We start from the raw sequence: 14,643 nt of genomic DNA on the forward strand, positions 1-14,643 counted from the left end.
AGCGTGTCACACCACCCTGGCGACGGTGAGGCTGGTCAGGCTCACCGTGACCCACAGCAGCAGACCGAGCAGGAGCGGCCGGTACCCGGTGCGGCGCAGCGCCGCGACGTCCGTGGCGAGGCCGGTCGCGGCTAGGGCGACGGCGACGAGAATCATCGTGGCGCGATGCAGCGGCTCGTGGCTCGCGGCGGGGAGAAGCCCGGCCGAGTTGGCCGACGCCACCAGCACGAACGCGATGAGGAACCCGGGAACGAGGCGGACGCCGCGCCGCACCACGGCCAGCAGGCGACGTGACCGGTGCCGCGGCTGGCGGCGCGACTGGCCGCGAGGCCGGTGGCACGGCCCACCGTCTGGGCCGGAAGGGGCCACGCGGTCGCAGGCGAGCGCGCCCAGCGTCAGCACGATCGGAATGATCATGAGTGTGCGGACGAGCTTGACCACGACCGCCTGCTGGACGGCGGCCGGGTCGTAGGCGCTGGCCGCGGCGACGACCGAGGACATGTCGTTGACCGCGGTCCCGGCGAACAGGCCGAACCCGCTCGGGCTCAGGCCGAGCGCGTGCCCGAGCGGCGGGAAGACCAGGGCCGCGGCGACGTTGAACACGAAGATCGTCGAGACGGCGTAGGTGACGTCGGCGTCCTTGGCTCTGATCGTCGGGCTCGTGGCGGCGATCGCCGACGCCCCACAGATCGCCGTCCCGACCCCGATGAGGATGCGCAGGTCACGGCCGACCTGGAGACATCGGCCGAGCAGCGCCGCACCGGCCACGCAGACGGCGAGGGTGGTCAGCATGACCGGCAGCGAGGCCACCCCGACGTCGGCCACCTCACCCAGGGACAGCTGCGCGCCCAGCAAGGCGACGGACGCCCGCAACAGCCGGGTCCGGGCGACGTCGAGACCCGGTTGAAGGACGCGCCGCCATCGCCGGGCGAGTGGGCTGAGCAGGACGCCCCCGACGACCGCCACGACGGGCGCGCCGATCACCGGGCTGGCCACGCCGACGGCGGTCGCGGCCAGTCCGATCGCGATGGCGAACGCCAGCCCGCCGGACACGCCGGAGACGGCGGACACGGTGGGCGGAAGCCGCGCGGGCCGGACGACATGGCGTTGCCCGGCGGGGACGGTGGTCATGGACCCAGCCTCAGCCGGCCGCGGGCCCCTCGGTACCGACCGACTGCCAGGGATGGGCATAGGGAATCCCTATGGCTGGATCCCGTGGACTAGCCGAACATTGTCATATGGGGCTACAGCCTGGAAAACTCCGGCTACTCGACCTCTGTGAGTCGTGGAACCGTGAGATGTTGAGGGGACAACTGTGCGGCGGCTGACCCGCTACGCAAGAATCGTCACGCTGATCGGATTCGTCGCCGCCATCGGCGCGGTCGGCTGCTCGGAAACCACCGGAGCGACCTCGCTCACCTCGTCCGGCACCGTCGCGCCGGCGGACAGTACCAATGCGCCGGCTGACATCAAGCCGCCGGCCGAGGGGCCGACGCTGTCAGCGCAGATCGCCCTCGACATGACCAGTGTCGCTCAAGGCGGCCAGATTGCCGGCACGCTCACGGTCACCAATCGTTCCACCGAGGCCATCGGCATCACAGAGAAAAACGGCTGCCACCCGGCCTGGACGGTCGGCCTCCAACGACCCGGGATGCCCGTCCAGTTCGCCTACACGCTGATGTGTGAACTGCGGCCACTCGTCTTCCCGCCCGGCACGACGAGTTTCGATCTCTCGATCCGCACGACGTACATCAGCTGCTCCTCGGACGAGTCGACGTCGGTAGCCGGGTCGTCGCTGCCCCGGTGCGAGAACGGCGAGGCGCCACCGTTCCCGATCGGCGACTACGAAGCGGTCGTGGTAAGCAATTCTCCCGACTTCCCGAGAGCCGCGGCTATCGGCGTGCGCGTGGTCGCCCGCTAGCACGCACCGGTAGCCGGCGGGACTGGCACCTGTTCTGCTCGGGTGAGGTCGCTGTCGCGGGCTGCCGGGTCGGCATGGGGTCCACAGGTGAGGCGGTTCGGGCGGCGTCCGTCGTCGCCCTTGGACATGGTCGATTGCCTGACGGCTACGAGGAGTTGGTAGCAGCGCGGTAGGCCGCGTTCAGGCGCTCGCGAACGCTGGGCGATCGCGGTGGGGTGCCGGAGCCAAGGTGCGCGTGGCGCGGTTCGTCCATGAACTCTTGCCAGAGCGCCGGGCACTAGGCTCCCGACAAGCGGTTGCAACCACAAGCGGAGGGAGCCACCGGTGTTGAGGCAGGTCGTGGAGGGCGTGCTGATCCACGAGAGCGAGTTCCTCCAGAGCAACACCATCGTGGTGCAGGGCCGGGCTGGCGTGTTGCTCATCGACCCTGGGGTGACCGGCGACGAAATCGCCTGCCTCGCGAACGACCTCCGCGAGTTGGGCCAGCCTGTGGTGGCGGGGTTTTCGACGCATCCGCATTGGGACCACCTGCTCTGGGACGCCCGGCTCGGCGTGGCGCCTCGTTACGGTACGGCCCGCGGCGCGTCCACTGTCCGAGAACGGCTGTCGGACGCGCGCGCGAAGGCCTTCGTCGCCTCGCTGATACCGCCGGACATCGCCGAGCAGGTACCGCTGGACCTGCTCGGAGTCATCACCGGCCTGCCCGCCGGGGAGACGCAGATTCCTTGGGATGGCCCGCAGGTCCGGATTGTCGAGCATCAAGCGCATGCCCCGGGCCATGCAGCGCTGTTGATTGAGGGACGCGGGGTTCTCGTCGCCGGCGACATGCTTTCCGACATCTTGATTCCTATGCTCGACTTGAACAGCACCACTGACCCGGTCGAGGACTGCCTCGTCGCGCTGCGGCTGCTCGAGGGCGTGGCGGGCGGCGTCGATGTCGTCATCCCGGGTCACGGGTCCGTCGGCGGAGGTGGTCAGGTACACGCACGGATCGACCAGGATCGCGCGTACCTGCATTCCCTGCGCGATGCCGAGGTTCCCAGCGACCCGCGGCTCGGCCCGACGGCGTACGGCAAGGATTGGCTTCCCGGCGTGCACGAACGGCAACTTCAGCGCATCGCGCGATGAAGGCGGCCCGTCGCCGGGGAAACAGTCTCGGCGACGGAGGAATCGACTCCTCAACGACGCGTCTTGTCCCACGCTGGTGGCCAGTGGATGTCCTCGGGGGCGAGGCGGGGGCGCTGGTCGGCGGGCCACGGCGCGGTGAGCTCTTCCTGGACGATCTCGAAGAGGCCGTGGTCGAAGGGGGTACCGGGGGCGGGTGTGGTCTGGACGAGCCGTTCGCGGGTGCCTGCCCGCTGGTGGGTGAGCGCCCGGTGGTGGCAGTAGGGGTTGTTGCCGGGGCGGCCGAAGAAGGTGTGCGCGGTCCAGGTACAGCCGCCGCGGCACACGTCGGCGTATTCGCAGGACCGGCAGAACCCCCAGGTGTTCTCCGTGGCGGCGTCGGTTCCGGCGGTCATGTTGATGGCCAGCTGGGGTGCGTCCCGTAGCAGGTCGACCAGTCCCCGCTCGCGGATGTCGCCGGCCGCGTAGTCGCCAGTGGGCAGCGATGGGCAGCCCTTGATGGTGCCGTCCGCCTCGATGCCGAGCGTGGTCAGCCCTGCCTGGCATCCCGACCAGAATGCCGTGCCTTCCGGCGAGCGCAGCAGCCGTTCGTAGGGGCCGTAGTAGCCGACGTTGTTGCCCGCGTGGATGCGGATGCCGTCCGCCGCGGCTCGGCGCGCGACCTGGGCGAGCATCGGGAAGACGTCGAGAAGCTCGACCGGCTGGAGCAGCATCTCGGAGTGGTCGGCCGCGTTTCCCATCGGGACGGTCAGCTGCCATTGCCAGGCGGCGACCCCGGCGGCGCGCAGGGCGAGGTACAGCTCGGGCAGTTCCGGCGCCGTCAGTCGGTTGATCTGGGTGTTGCAGGTGGCGGTGACCCCGGCGGCGCGCAGGTGCCGGATGGTGGCGAAGCAGGAGTCCCACGAGCCGGTACGGCCGCGGAGCCGATCGTGCGTGGCCGTCATGCCGTCGACCGACACGGAGCACTGCTCGATGCCGGCCGCCCGCAGACCCCGGGCCATCGCCGCACTCATCCGATATCCGCCGGTGGTCATGGTGCAGGCCATTCCCCGACGGGTGATCTCGGCGGCGATCGTCAGCCAGTCGCGCCGCAGGAACGCCTCACCGCCGATGAGGGTCACCTCGTCCACGCCGGCCTGTTCGAGCTGGGCGACGACGTCGAGGGCCTGCGCCGTGGTGAGTTCCGCCGGACGTGCCTGGCCCGCCCGGGAACCGCAGTGCCCGCAGGCCAGGTTGCACGCGAGCGTCAGCTCCCACACCGCGTAGGTGCGACGCGGGGTGGTCATCGACGGCGCAGCCGGTCCAGCAGCCGCCGCCATCCCGAAACAGGTCCAGGCGACGGCGGATAGCCCTGACGGGACCAGGGCGGCGGACCGCCGTAGACCGGCGCTGGCGGTGGTGGCAACGGCGGTGGCGGCATGGGAGGCGGTGGAAACGGCGGCGGCGGTGGAGGCGGTGCCCCGTAGACCGGCGCCGGCGGCGGGCCGAGCCGATGAGGGTCGGGAGACGGCGCGATGGGTGGCGGGAAACCGGAAGGAGAACGGTCGGTACCGAGACGGATCGTGTCGTCGCGCTCGGCGTCCTCTTCCTCCGCGAGCCGTCGCGCGATGGCGTCGTCCCGCTCACGGCCTATCTGCTCGTCACGGCCAGGCCCTCGCGGCAGGCGTGGTTCGGACGACTCCGCTGGAATCACCTGCACGTCTCCTGTCCTGTAGGGGCGGCTTCCAGGACAGACCGTACGCCGGGGACACTGGGGCCTGGCCGGTTCTGACGCCGGCCGTCCTGCCCGCGCCCACCGGCCTCGGCCGCGCGGTGCCTGGCCCGCCCGCGCGCCGGCCGGCGATCAGAACTGGGTGCCGCCGTCGATGTTGATGACGGCGCCCGTGAGGTATCCGGCCCGGGATGACAGGAGGAAGGCGAACAGCTCGCCGACCTCCGTGGGTCTGCCCGGGCGGCGCAGGGCGACGTCCATGTGCCACTCGTCGGCCATGACCTGCTCGAGAAGCCCGTCCGGCGGCACGCCCCGCTCGCGCGCGAGGGCCTGGCGCACGGCGGCGAGTGAGTCGGTCTCGATGGCACCCGGGCAGACGCAGTTCGCCCGCACGCCCGAGCCGCCGTACGCGCGGGCGACGGTCTTGGTGAACGCTGCCACGCCGCTCTTGAGGGTGACGTAGGGCAGTCGGTCCGGGTGATAGGCGCGCATGCCGTAGGCCCCGGTGGTGACCACGGTTCCCCCGCCACCGGCGACCAGGTGCGGCACGGCGGCGCGTACGGTGCGCACCGTTCCCATCAGCACGTCGTCGATCGCGTTCGCCCACACCGCGTCCGAGGCCCCGTCGAGGTCGGCATGCGCGGCCGTGGAGGTTCCGGTCGTCACCGCGACGCCGGCGAGCGAGCCGAGCGAGGCGACCGCCTCGGCCAGGATCCGCTCCGCCGCGCCGGGGTGGGTGACGTCGCCTACCAGGGCCGTCGCCCGCCCCTCGCCGGTTCCCTCATCGATCCGCCGGACGGCTGCCCGCGCGCGGTCGGCGTCCCGGCCCACGAGCACCACCCGCGCGCCCTCGGCGACGAGCACCTCCGCCGTGGCCAGTCCCATGCCCGCCGTCCCGCCGACGACGACGAACCCGTGGTCGCGGATGCCAAGATCCATCTCGACTCCTAGGAAGTGGGTAGCCCGACCAGCTCCGCGCAGTTGGCGCGCATGATCCGGTGGACCTCGTCGGGGCTGAAGGCGGTGAGCTCGTCGGTGAACGACGCCGGCTCGGCGAGGCCCTCGCCATGTGGCCAGTCGGAGCCGAACAGGACCCGCTCGACGCCGATCGTGTCAGCGAGTTTGCGCAGGTCCTCCTCGTAGTAGGGCGTGACCCAGACATGGCGCCGGATCGTGTCGAGTGGGTCGGCGGCGAACAGCGACGGGGCGCGGTTCGCGAGCTTGCGCAGGCCCTTGAGCAGGGGATAGACCCAGTCGGAGCCGTTCTCGATGCTGGCGACCTTCAGGTCCGGGTGGCGGGTGAACACGCCGCCGACGATGAGGCTGGCCATGGTGTCGTGGATGGCCCGGTCACCGATGAGGACGCCGCCGAGGAGGTCCGGCGCGCGGAAGGGGGCGAACTCCTCGGCGCCACCCCAGGAGGCTCCGATCATCGCGTTGTAGCCGCTGTCGCCGAGGTGGAACGCGACCGGCACGCCGGCCGCGGCGAGGCGGGCGAAGACCGGGTCGTGCAGCTTGTCGCCCAGCGAGCGGCCCTTGGCGGTCCCCGTCGGAACCGGCGCCGGGCGCATGTGGACGACGCGGGCGCCGAGGCCGAGCACACGGTCGATCTCCGCCAGTGCCGCGTCCGGGTCGGCGAGCGAGATCATCGGCGCGGCGATGATCCTGTCCTCGTGGGAGTAACCCCAGTCGTCCTCGAGCCAGTGGTTGAACGCGGTGAGGCTCGCCATCGTGGCGGGGATGTCGTTTCTGAGCGCCTGTTCGACGCCGCAGCCCAACGTGGGGAAGAGCAGCACCGCGTCGAGGCCCTGGGCGTCCATCGTGGCGAGCCGTGCCTCCCGGTCGCGGTACTCGGGCCGGATGGGCTCGACCTTGGTGAGGCTGCGCGGGTCGACGCCGTCGGGGATCTGGCCGCGGAACTGCAGGTCGAGGCAGCCGGGGACGATGACGGGGTCGAACGTCGGGTTCGGGATGAAGTTGTTGACCTTCCCGCCGATGACCATCTCGACGTGGCGGCCGTCCTGGACGACACGCACCCCGCGGTGCCGGAACTTCCGGTCGAGGTGGCGGGTGAACGCGTCGAGCGTCTCGTAGTAGTGGTTGTCCGCGTCGACGGGCCGCGCCGCCGCCGGTTCATGCCCTGGTAGCGCCGCCATGGCAGCCTCCCTGCAGACTGTGAAGAGATGTAGATATTTCTACTCGCCTAGCCGCCCGGAGCCAAGCCGGTCCGGCGGTGCTACGAGTTGCTGTGGCGGTCAGCCGGCTGGCCGCTGAGGGGGAGTACCCGGGGCGCGCCGAGCAGGTGGGCGAGTACGACGGCGGCGACCGTCTCCGCCGTGAGCAGGCCGGTCAGGATGACGATCTGGAAGCGGGCCGCGTCTCCCGGGCTCGCGCCGCCGAGCAGCGCGCCGACGAACGCCCCTGGCAGGGTCACCAGTCCGGTGGTGCGGGTCTGGTCCAGCGCTGGCACCAGCGCCTCGCGCACGGCCTCGCGGGCGATCGGCGCGCAGGCCTGCCGGGGCGTGGCGCCCAGCGCGAGCCACCCCTCGACCTCGTCACGACGGCGCATGAGCCCGTCGGCCAGCCTGCGGCCGACCAGGGTGCAGGCCGTCATGGTGCCGCCGAAGACGCTGCCGGACAGCGCGATCAGGTGCCGCGTCGAGGGGTCGAGCACCGGTACGGCGAAGACGATGCCCAGCGTCACGGCGGCGCCGGCCACACACGAACCGGCCACGGCCAGGACCGGCCGTCGGAAGGCCGTCAGCCTCCGGGCCGCTGTGATCACGGCGGCTGTCAGCATCAGGGCCAACGCCGCAGCGGTGGCCGGCGGAGCCGCGAACACCCCGCGCAGCGCGAGACTGACCAGCGTGAGCTGGATGACCGCTCGCACCACCGCGGTCACCACCGCCGGTGCCCGGTCGACCCGTGCCCACAGCAGGCACCCCACCGCCACCGCGACGAGGCAGCCGAGCCCGATGATCAGATGTGCGTCCATCAGCACCGACCGGACCTCCTCGTCGCCTCGGCTCTAGGCGATTCCGGTGGCTCCGAGTGTGTACACGCTGATCGGCTGGTTGGTGGTGACGCCCGTCCGCTGGCGCAATCGAAGGTCGGGGCCGCATGAGGTCGGGGGTTCGCCTCAGGTCCGCCGTCAGTCCGTGACCAGGACGGCGTGGTGTCCGGGTTAGAAGGTGGGGGTTTGTGGCGAGGACTGTCTGCATGCCGACCGAGCCGGAACCCCAGCCCTCCATCGGCACCCAGTCCTCGACCGGCAACCCACCCTCGGTCAGCGAGCAGGCCTCGCCAGGGAAGCAGGACTCACCGGAGGAACAGGACTCACCGGAGGAACAGGTCTCACCACGGGAGCAGGTCTCACCCGAAGATCTGTCGCCGGAGGCCGCGGCCGCGGTCCCGTTACAGCAGGACGGGGGCGCGGGGGCGAGCGAGAGCACCCTGACCATCGCGGTCGCCTTCGGCGCGAACCTGGTGATCGCGATCGCGAAGTCGGTGGCCGCGCTCCTGACCGGTTCGGCGTCGATGGTCGCCGAGGCGGCGCACTCGTGGGCCGACGCCGGCAACGAGGTCTTCCTGGTGATGGCGGACCGGCGCTCCCGCCGGCCGCCGGAGCCGGCCCACCCGCACGGTTTCGGCCGGGAGGCGTACGTCTGGTCGCTGTTCGCCGCCATGGGGCTGTTCGTCGCGGGCGGCGCGGTCTCCATCACCCACGGGGTCCAGGAGCTGTTCGCCGGTGGGTCCGACGGAGGCGACTACCTCATCGGCTACCTGGTTCTGGCGGCGTCGTTCCTGCTGGAGGGGACGTCCTTCCTCCAGTCGGTGCGGCAGGCCAGGCCGGAGGCCGAATCGATGAACCGGGACGTCATCGAGCACGTGCTGGAGACCACCGACCCCACGCTGCGGGCGGTCTTCGCCGAGGACTCGGCGGCGCTGGTCGGCATCGTCATCGCTGCCCTCGGCCTGGCGCTGCACGAGATCACCGGAGCGGCGGCCTTCGACGCGGTGGGGTCGATCCTGGTCGGGGTGCTGCTCGGCGCGGTCGCCCTGGTCCTGATCAGCCGCAACCGGCGGTTCCTCGTCGGGCAGGAGGCCGATCCGCAGGTCCGGGTGGCGACGATACGGGCGTTGCTGGCGATGCCGGAGGTGGACCGGGTGACCTACCTGCGGGTGGAGGTCGTCGGGCCACGGATGGTCACCGTGGTCGGGGACGTGGATCTGGTCGGCGACGACATCGAGCCGCGCATCGCGATGCGGCTGCGCGAGATCGAGGCCAGGCTGTCGTCCTCGCCCGCGGTCGTCAACGCCGTGCTGAGCCTCTCGGCTCCCGACGAGCCCTCCGTGACACCCGAGGGCGGGCGACCTGATCATGCTGAGCGGGGCCAGGACGGTGACGACCCGGCCGCGCGGGTCGACTGCCCGGTGGGAACCCACTGACGGAGACACACTGACGGGAACCCACTGACCATCGAGCAGGGGCCATGTCCGGTTTCCTTCGGACAGTGTGGGTATGGCGGCGGCATCTGGATATCTGGAGGCGACGCTCATGACGACACACAAGCCGCGGGCCGGCACCGACTTCAGGCCAGTCGCGATCAGCGGCCGTGCGCGTCTAGGACTCTTCGGGTCCGGAGTCTTTCTGGCCGGCGTGCTCGCCGGGGCGCTGGTGGCCTGGCGGCTGCGCCGGGAGTCCGTGCGCACGATGGCGCCGGCCGGCGAGGCGCGGCCACCCGAGCGCTCGGTGCCCGAGGACGGCGGCCGGCCCCCTGTGGATCCGAGCGGCCGCTACTACAGCTCGGCGGCCGACCCGGCGGGTGGCTCGGTGGCCGGGACGGTGTTCGACGGCTCCGGTGAGCCACGGCCAGTCGCCGTCGGGGCCGGCGCCGACGAGGTGCCCGTGGTCTCCGCGGCGACGCACCGCGCCAGCCTCAACGGCTCCCGCCGCGGCGGAACAGCGTCGCGCTGATGGGCGGCCGCGCTGACGGACCGAACCCGCGCGCCGCGCCGGGTTCGGTCCGTCAGGGGGACGACGCCGAGCCGGGTACCGTCGGGACGATGTACCGCGAGCGGCGCGCCGGGGCGCTGGCGGCCACGATGTGGCTGGCGACCGCGCCGGCCCCCCGGGGCGAGACGGGCGAGGCCGCCGCGACCTCGCCGCAGGCCGCGGAGCATCGCGTCCTGCCCGACGGCTGCATGGACCTGATCTGGTCGCGGGCCGGGCCGGGCGATCTCGGGCAGGTCATCGTCGCCGGTCCCGACACCGCCCCGGCGGTCGGGCTCTGGCGGCCGGGCTCGCGCCACCTCGGCGTGCGGTTCGACTCGGGGGTCGGCCCGGCGTACATCGGCGTCCCGGCCAGCGAGGTCCGCGACCGCAGGGTGCCCCTGGCCGAGATCTGGGGCCTGGCCGCGGCAGCCCGGCTCGCCGAGCGCCTCGCGGCCGCCGAGGCGCCGGCGGCGGCGTTCGAGGCCGAGATCGCCAGCCGGGGCCGCCTCGACGGGTTGGCCGACCTGCTGCCCCCGGTGGCGCTGGCCGGCATCCGCGCCGGGGCTCCGGTGGCCCAGGCCGCCCGGGCGGCGGCGCTCAGCGAGCGCCAGCTCCTGCGCCGCTGCCAGCTCGCGGTCGGCTACGGGCCGAAGACGCTGGCCCGGATCGTCCGTTTCCGCCGCGCGCTGGCGCTCGCTCGCGCCGGGTCGCCGTTCGCGGACGTGGCCGCCGCGGCCGGTTACGCCGACCAGGCTCACCTGGCCCGCGAGGTTCGTGCCCTCGGCGGGGCGCCGCTACGCGAGCTGGTCACGCCGGCGATCGCCTCCGCCGGCGCCTCCTGATCGGCGGAGCCTGAGCTGCCCGGCCGGCCAGCCAGCCGGCCAGCCAGGCGGTCGGCTCAGGCTCCGGCCAACGGCGCGAACAGGTCGACGTGGTTGCCGTCGGGATCGGCCACGGTCGCGTACCGCTGGCCCCAGAAGGCGTCCCACGGTTCGCGTTCGCCGGTGTAGCCGGCGCCGGTCAGGTCGGCGTAGGCCTTGTCGACCTCGGCCGGGTCGGCACAGGCGAACGCTAGCCCGAGGCGCGGTGAGCCGGTGCCCGGCCGCCAGCTTGGATCGAACGAGCGGATCGTGTCGTCGGTGTCGAAGGCGAGACGGCCGTTCGGCGTGGTCACCTCGACATGCGGCTCCCCGTCTGCCTCGGCGGGGATCTCCAGGCCGAGGCGGCGGTAGAACGCCAGCCCCCGCGCCATGTCGGACACGACGATTCCAGTCAGTGAGAACGTTGGCATACCCAGACCGTAGGGACAGCGGCCCCCGCCTGGCTTGAACGAATCGGACGCCGTGCCGGCGCGGCGCATCACCCGTCGCCAGGCGCCGATCGCCCGGGGCGGCCGACGGCCGCCCCGGGCGATCATGGATTTCCGGTGGATCTGAATGTCGGTCAGGGGTTTCGGTTCCCCCGCTTCCTGAGGAGAACGACGGCGAGCACCGCGCTGATAGCCGCGACCGGGACCGCGATCGCCATTGCGATGATCGACGACCGTCGCCCGGCGACATCCCTGACGGTGCTGGCGGTTCCGCCGAGGCGGTCCTCCAGCCCACTGGTCAGATCAGAGGCCTTCTGGCGGGCGGGTGCCGTGACCTCGACGACCTTGTGGATCGCCGGCGTCGCCACCTCCACGGTCTTGTGTCGCACCGGGGCGGTGAGCTCGTCAGCCTTGTGGATCACCGGCGCCGCGGCCGCTGTGGCCTTGTCCATGACCGTCGACGCGGTCGACTTCGACATTGGTTTCCTGCCTCCTTGGCCGTGTGAAGATCGCCTTTGACGCCTTTGATCGTTCCTGTCGGCAACGTTGGCGCCGCCCGGTTCCCTTTCCTCTTGCCGACCACCGCCGGCTGGCCGGCGACGGCTTCCGTTCTATTGGTTTTGCCCCGGAGTGGTCCGAATACACCTGGTCGCGAATTCCGCGAGCATGGTCTTCCTCGCGGCGGCGAGGCCTCCCACCCCGAGGGGTGGTCTTGCGGGTCGATCGATGACGGCTGGTGTTGTCGACGGCCGGGCGGGGGAGGGGGTGGTGGTCTACGTCAGCAACAAGACGACAGGAGGACAGACCTGATGGCCACCACAGTCGCGGAGTCGATCGACGTCGCGGTGCCGGTCCGTACCGCCTACAACCAGTGGACCCAGTTCGAGTCGTTCCCGCACTTCATGAATGGCGTCGAGTCCATCCAGCAGATCGACGACACCCACACCCACTGGCACGTCAAGGTGGCCGGCCAGGACCGTGAGTTCGACGCGGCCATCACCGAGCAGCTGCCGGACGAGCGAGTCGCCTGGAAGAGCACCGACGGTCCCACCCACGCTGGTGTGGTGACCTTCCACCGCCTCAACGCCGACGAGACCCGGGTGACGGTCCAGCTGGACTGGCAGCCCGAGGGCGTGGCCGAGAAGGTCGGTTCGGCGGTCGGCGCGGACGACCGGCGGGTCAAGGCCGACCTGAAGCGGTTCAAGGCGTTCATCGAGAACCGGGGCAGCGAGACCGGTGCCTGGCGCGGTCAGGTAGACCGGCCCTGACGCCGGGTTGACCGACCCGCACACCGGGGCGTTCGCATCACGCGGGACGCCGGCCGATCGTGGCCGGCGTCCCGCGGCCGTCTGAGCGGCGTCCGACGGGCGAATCCGAACGACCGAAAGATCCGAGCCGGCAGCGGCCTTTCTCGGGCGCTGACCCGGCGGATCGGGTTCGGCGCCGCCCAGGTACCGGAACCCGTCGTCGACTCGCTCGAGCAGATGGTCGCGAACACGCCGATTCCCGTGGTCGGAGCGTTCCTGCCGACTCTTCTCGATCATGATCGGCTGGCCGCCGTCGGTGTGCTGAGCGCGATCCCCACCCTGTTGCTCGTCGGGGACGAGGACGTCATGACTCCGATCGAGCACAGCCGGATCCTGGCCGAGGCCCTGCCCGAGGCCGAGCTCGTGGTCGAGAAGGGCGCCGGGCACGCGGTGATCCTGGAACGTCCGGACGCGGTCAACGCCCACCTGCGTGACCTCGTGAACCGGGCGGGGCCGAGGCGGCGAATATGCCTGAGGCCGGGCTGGCGGCTGAGCGTTAGGAAGGCGCGTATCACCGCGGCTCCGCTTCCGACCTGACCATCCGGTGCCGGCGGGTGATCCCCCGGGGATGTCAGGCGGCGAGCCGGTATGACGTGCCCGAGCTGCTGGGCACCCAGGCCTGGGGGAGCGCGGTGGCCAGTGCGTGCTGGGCACGCCAGCCGCTGCAGTGCGCGCTGACGACGAGGTCGGGCGTCATCTCGGTCAGGGCGCTGACCGTCGGTGCGATGATCGGTTCGAAGGCTGGTCCGCTCAGGTGCAGGCCGCCGATCAGCGCGTGCAGCCGGTCGATGCCGGTCAGCCGTAGCGCGTGCCGCGCGATGTTGACGACGCCCGCGTGCCCGCATCCGGTCAGCACGACCAGGCCCTTGCCGCGTACGTGCACGACGAGCGCCTGGTCGTCGAGTACGAGCGGGTCATGACGCCAGCCGGCACCGTCCCAGGCCTGGTGCGCGGGTGGCATGCCACGCTCGAAGTCGGTGGTGCGGTCGACCTCGCCGGTGATCAGCACGCTGCCGTCGACCAGCAGCGACGGGGACCGCCGCTCGATCACCTCGAACCCCTCCGACTCGCACGCGCGCCTGCTCAGCGTCGGCAGCGCGGCCGGGTCGAGGCCGGGGGGCGCCAGCCGCCGGCGTGTCCAGACCAGGGGGTGCACCGTCATCGGCAGGCCGCGGACCCCGCGGCGGCCGGCCAGGCCCGCGAGGCCGCCCGCGTGGTCGAAGTGACCGTGGCTGAGCACGACGCCCTGGATCTCGCCGAGATCGAGGCCGAGCCGCTCGGCGTTGTGGACCATCCCGTCGGGTGAGACCCCGGTGTCGAACAGCAGGGTGGTGACCGTGTCGCCACGACGGACCCGGACCAGCGCCGAGAACCCGTGCTCGGCGCGCAGCCCCGCCGTCGTCAGCCCGTCCTCGAACTGGGGGGCCTGCGCCAGTCCGGCCCCGCGCGGCGCCCGCCTGACCCGCTCGTCCCCCGCCAGCAGGGCGTCGAAGGTGTTGTCCATCAGCGTGGTGATGACGACCTCGTCGACCGGGGCCAGCCCGATCGGATCGACAGCCGTACCCGTCACGGGCCGCGGAACGGCGGCGAGCACACCCGACGCGTCGTCATCGCACATGTCTCGACCTTAGGCCGGTGAGTCAGCCCGGTTCCCGCAGGAGCGGGTGGACGAGCTCGGCGAGGGCGAGCCGTGTCTGCTCGGGGTCGAGCCCCATGTCCTGCCTGAGGATCCGCCAGGTCGTGGCGTCGCAGACGGCGACGAGCTGGGCCAGGCGTCGCTCCCGCGCGGCCGGGTCGCCTCGGGTGTCGAGGTGCGCGGCGAAGGCGCTTCGACACCAGTCGAGGTGGTACTCGCGGCCGCGGCCGGCGATCTCCGGGAGTCCGGGTACCAGGTGCGCCTCGGCATACATCTTGAGGATCAACGAGCCGTACTGCTCGTAGTGGGCCGCCAGGGCATCGATCGTGTCCGCCGGCTCGCCCGGCGCCGCGGCCGAGCGCGCGGCGGCGATCCGGCCGAGCTCCCGTTCGACCGTGGCGGTCATCAGCCCGGGTTTGCCGCCGAAGCGCCGGATCACCGTCTGGACCGTCACCGCGGCGTCGGACGCGACGTCCTCCAGCCGGATGTGGTCGTACGGGTGCGTGGCGAAGCGGCGGAGCATCGCGTCGACGATGCGCTCGCCGGTCTGCTCCGCGGCCTGGGCTCGCGCTGTCATCCGGTAGACACGCGAATTCATGTAAGTGAAATTAACATGAAAATTGTCGGAGCCTGGACCC

Annotated in this window: 16 protein-coding genes; 7 read left to right on the forward strand and 9 right to left on the reverse strand. The window is 71.7% G+C overall.

The window, feature by feature from the left end:
* Positions 1 to 6: 6 nt before the first annotated feature.
* Positions 7 to 1,131, reverse strand: coding sequence for a YeiH family protein (locus FRCN3DRAFT_RS0215470; protein ID WP_007512447.1), 1,125 nt, complete (start codon positions 1,129 to 1,131; stop codon positions 7 to 9).
* 184 nt (positions 1,132 to 1,315) lie between these two features.
* On the opposite strand from FRCN3DRAFT_RS0215470, the gene FRCN3DRAFT_RS0215475 reads away from it, so the two are divergent.
* Positions 1,316 to 1,921, forward strand: coding sequence for a hypothetical protein (locus tag FRCN3DRAFT_RS0215475; protein ID WP_007512446.1), 606 nt, complete (start codon positions 1,316 to 1,318; stop codon positions 1,919 to 1,921).
* 324 nt (positions 1,922 to 2,245) lie between these two features.
* The gene (locus FRCN3DRAFT_RS0215480; RefSeq protein ID WP_007512444.1) at positions 2,246 to 3,049 is read left to right on the forward strand and encodes an MBL fold metallo-hydrolase; all 804 of its coding nucleotides are present in this window, start codon (positions 2,246 to 2,248) and stop codon (positions 3,047 to 3,049) included.
* A 50-nt stretch (positions 3,050 to 3,099) separates the two neighbouring features.
* On the opposite strand, the gene FRCN3DRAFT_RS0215485 is transcribed toward FRCN3DRAFT_RS0215480, so the two are convergent.
* From FRCN3DRAFT_RS0215485 to FRCN3DRAFT_RS0215500, 4 genes are all read right to left on the reverse strand, one after another.
* Positions 3,100 to 4,332, reverse strand: coding sequence for a radical SAM/SPASM domain-containing protein (locus FRCN3DRAFT_RS0215485; protein WP_007512442.1), 1,233 nt, complete (start codon positions 4,330 to 4,332; stop codon positions 3,100 to 3,102).
* Between the two features lie 557 nt (positions 4,333 to 4,889).
* Entirely contained in the window at positions 4,890 to 5,696 is an 807-nt protein-coding gene (locus FRCN3DRAFT_RS0215490) for an SDR family oxidoreductase (protein WP_007512440.1), read from the reverse strand.
* A gap of 8 nt (positions 5,697 to 5,704) precedes the next feature.
* A complete protein-coding gene (locus FRCN3DRAFT_RS0215495; RefSeq protein WP_007512438.1) occupies positions 5,705 to 6,913 on the reverse strand; it encodes an amidohydrolase family protein in 1,209 nt (402 codons plus the stop codon).
* A gap of 80 nt (positions 6,914 to 6,993) precedes the next feature.
* Complete coding sequence (locus tag FRCN3DRAFT_RS0215500) at positions 6,994 to 7,752, reverse strand: ABC transporter permease (protein WP_035928033.1); 759 nt, start codon at positions 7,750 to 7,752, stop codon at positions 6,994 to 6,996.
* A 224-nt stretch (positions 7,753 to 7,976) separates the two neighbouring features.
* Between FRCN3DRAFT_RS0215500 and FRCN3DRAFT_RS44640 the strand changes: the two genes are divergently transcribed.
* The 3 genes from FRCN3DRAFT_RS44640 to FRCN3DRAFT_RS0215515 all read left to right on the forward strand — a co-directional run bounded on the left by FRCN3DRAFT_RS44640 (position 7,977) and on the right by FRCN3DRAFT_RS0215515 (position 10,595).
* Positions 7,977 to 9,206 (forward strand): cation diffusion facilitator family transporter, encoded by a 1,230-nt coding sequence (locus FRCN3DRAFT_RS44640; RefSeq protein WP_007515752.1) that lies wholly within the window; start codon positions 7,977 to 7,979, stop codon positions 9,204 to 9,206.
* 73 nt (positions 9,207 to 9,279) lie between these two features.
* The gene (locus tag FRCN3DRAFT_RS0215510) at positions 9,280 to 9,735 is read left to right on the forward strand and encodes a hypothetical protein (protein WP_131803605.1); all 456 of its coding nucleotides are present in this window, start codon (positions 9,280 to 9,282) and stop codon (positions 9,733 to 9,735) included.
* Positions 9,735 to 10,595 (forward strand): helix-turn-helix domain-containing protein, encoded by an 861-nt coding sequence (locus tag FRCN3DRAFT_RS0215515; RefSeq protein WP_007515750.1) that lies wholly within the window; start codon positions 9,735 to 9,737, stop codon positions 10,593 to 10,595. Before FRCN3DRAFT_RS0215510 ends, FRCN3DRAFT_RS0215515 begins: the two co-directional genes overlap by 1 nt.
* A 56-nt stretch (positions 10,596 to 10,651) precedes the next feature.
* Here the strand turns inward: FRCN3DRAFT_RS0215515 and FRCN3DRAFT_RS0215520 are convergent, their stop codons facing one another.
* The gene (locus FRCN3DRAFT_RS0215520; protein ID WP_035928042.1) at positions 10,652 to 11,044 is read right to left on the reverse strand and encodes a VOC family protein; all 393 of its coding nucleotides are present in this window, start codon (positions 11,042 to 11,044) and stop codon (positions 10,652 to 10,654) included.
* 152 nt (positions 11,045 to 11,196) lie between these two features.
* Positions 11,197 to 11,541, reverse strand: a complete 345-nt coding sequence (locus tag FRCN3DRAFT_RS0215525; protein ID WP_007515748.1) for a hypothetical protein — start codon at positions 11,539 to 11,541, stop codon at positions 11,197 to 11,199.
* Positions 11,542 to 11,871: 330 nt separating this feature from the next.
* Between FRCN3DRAFT_RS0215525 and FRCN3DRAFT_RS0215530 the strand changes: the two genes are divergently transcribed.
* Positions 11,872 to 12,330 (forward strand): SRPBCC family protein, encoded by a 459-nt coding sequence (locus FRCN3DRAFT_RS0215530; protein ID WP_007515747.1) that lies wholly within the window; start codon positions 11,872 to 11,874, stop codon positions 12,328 to 12,330.
* A gap of 162 nt (positions 12,331 to 12,492) precedes the next feature.
* Positions 12,493 to 12,906: an alpha/beta fold hydrolase gene (locus FRCN3DRAFT_RS44645; protein WP_483414355.1), complete on the forward strand. Its 414-nt coding sequence runs from the start codon at positions 12,493 to 12,495 to the stop codon at positions 12,904 to 12,906.
* A 34-nt stretch (positions 12,907 to 12,940) separates the two neighbouring features.
* Here FRCN3DRAFT_RS44645 and FRCN3DRAFT_RS57115 read toward each other — a convergent pair whose 3' ends face one another.
* Together FRCN3DRAFT_RS57115 and FRCN3DRAFT_RS0215545 are read right to left on the reverse strand one after the other, a co-directional pair.
* Positions 12,941 to 13,987, reverse strand: coding sequence for an MBL fold metallo-hydrolase (locus tag FRCN3DRAFT_RS57115; RefSeq protein WP_007515745.1), 1,047 nt, complete (start codon positions 13,985 to 13,987; stop codon positions 12,941 to 12,943).
* Positions 13,988 to 14,009: 22 nt separating this feature from the next.
* Positions 14,010 to 14,603, reverse strand: coding sequence for a TetR/AcrR family transcriptional regulator (locus FRCN3DRAFT_RS0215545; protein WP_007515744.1), 594 nt, complete (start codon positions 14,601 to 14,603; stop codon positions 14,010 to 14,012).
* Positions 14,604 to 14,643: the final 40 nt, after the last annotated feature.

Source organism: Pseudofrankia saprophytica, from assembly GCF_000235425.2.
Taxonomy (GTDB): Bacteria; Actinomycetota; Actinomycetes; order Frankiales; family Frankiaceae; genus Pseudofrankia; species Pseudofrankia saprophytica.

Coding starts and splice junctions, on each gene's coding strand:
- FRCN3DRAFT_RS0215470 (WP_007512447.1), bottom strand. CDS start 1,131: ATGACCACCGTCCCCGCCGGGCAACGCCATGTCGTCCGGCCCGCGCGG.
- FRCN3DRAFT_RS0215485 (WP_007512442.1), bottom strand. CDS start 4,332: ATGACCACCCCGCGTCGCACCTACGCGGTGTGGGAGCTGACGCTCGCG.
- FRCN3DRAFT_RS0215490 (WP_007512440.1), bottom strand. CDS start 5,696: ATGGATCTTGGCATCCGCGACCACGGGTTCGTCGTCGTCGGCGGGACG.
- FRCN3DRAFT_RS0215495 (WP_007512438.1), bottom strand. CDS start 6,913: ATGGCGGCGCTACCAGGGCATGAACCGGCGGCGGCGCGGCCCGTCGAC.
- FRCN3DRAFT_RS0215500 (WP_035928033.1), bottom strand. CDS start 7,752: ATGGACGCACATCTGATCATCGGGCTCGGCTGCCTCGTCGCGGTGGCG.
- FRCN3DRAFT_RS44640 (WP_007515752.1), top strand. CDS start 7,977: ATGCCGACCGAGCCGGAACCCCAGCCCTCCATCGGCACCCAGTCCTCG.
- FRCN3DRAFT_RS0215510 (WP_131803605.1), top strand. CDS start 9,280: ATGGCGGCGGCATCTGGATATCTGGAGGCGACGCTCATGACGACACAC.
- FRCN3DRAFT_RS0215515 (WP_007515750.1), top strand. CDS start 9,735: ATGGGCGGCCGCGCTGACGGACCGAACCCGCGCGCCGCGCCGGGTTCG.
- FRCN3DRAFT_RS0215520 (WP_035928042.1), bottom strand. CDS start 11,044: ATGCCAACGTTCTCACTGACTGGAATCGTCGTGTCCGACATGGCGCGG.
- FRCN3DRAFT_RS0215525 (WP_007515748.1), bottom strand. CDS start 11,541: ATGTCGAAGTCGACCGCGTCGACGGTCATGGACAAGGCCACAGCGGCC.
- FRCN3DRAFT_RS0215530 (WP_007515747.1), top strand. CDS start 11,872: ATGGCCACCACAGTCGCGGAGTCGATCGACGTCGCGGTGCCGGTCCGT.
- FRCN3DRAFT_RS57115 (WP_007515745.1), bottom strand. CDS start 13,987: ATGTGCGATGACGACGCGTCGGGTGTGCTCGCCGCCGTTCCGCGGCCC.
- FRCN3DRAFT_RS0215545 (WP_007515744.1), bottom strand. CDS start 14,603: ATGAATTCGCGTGTCTACCGGATGACAGCGCGAGCCCAGGCCGCGGAG.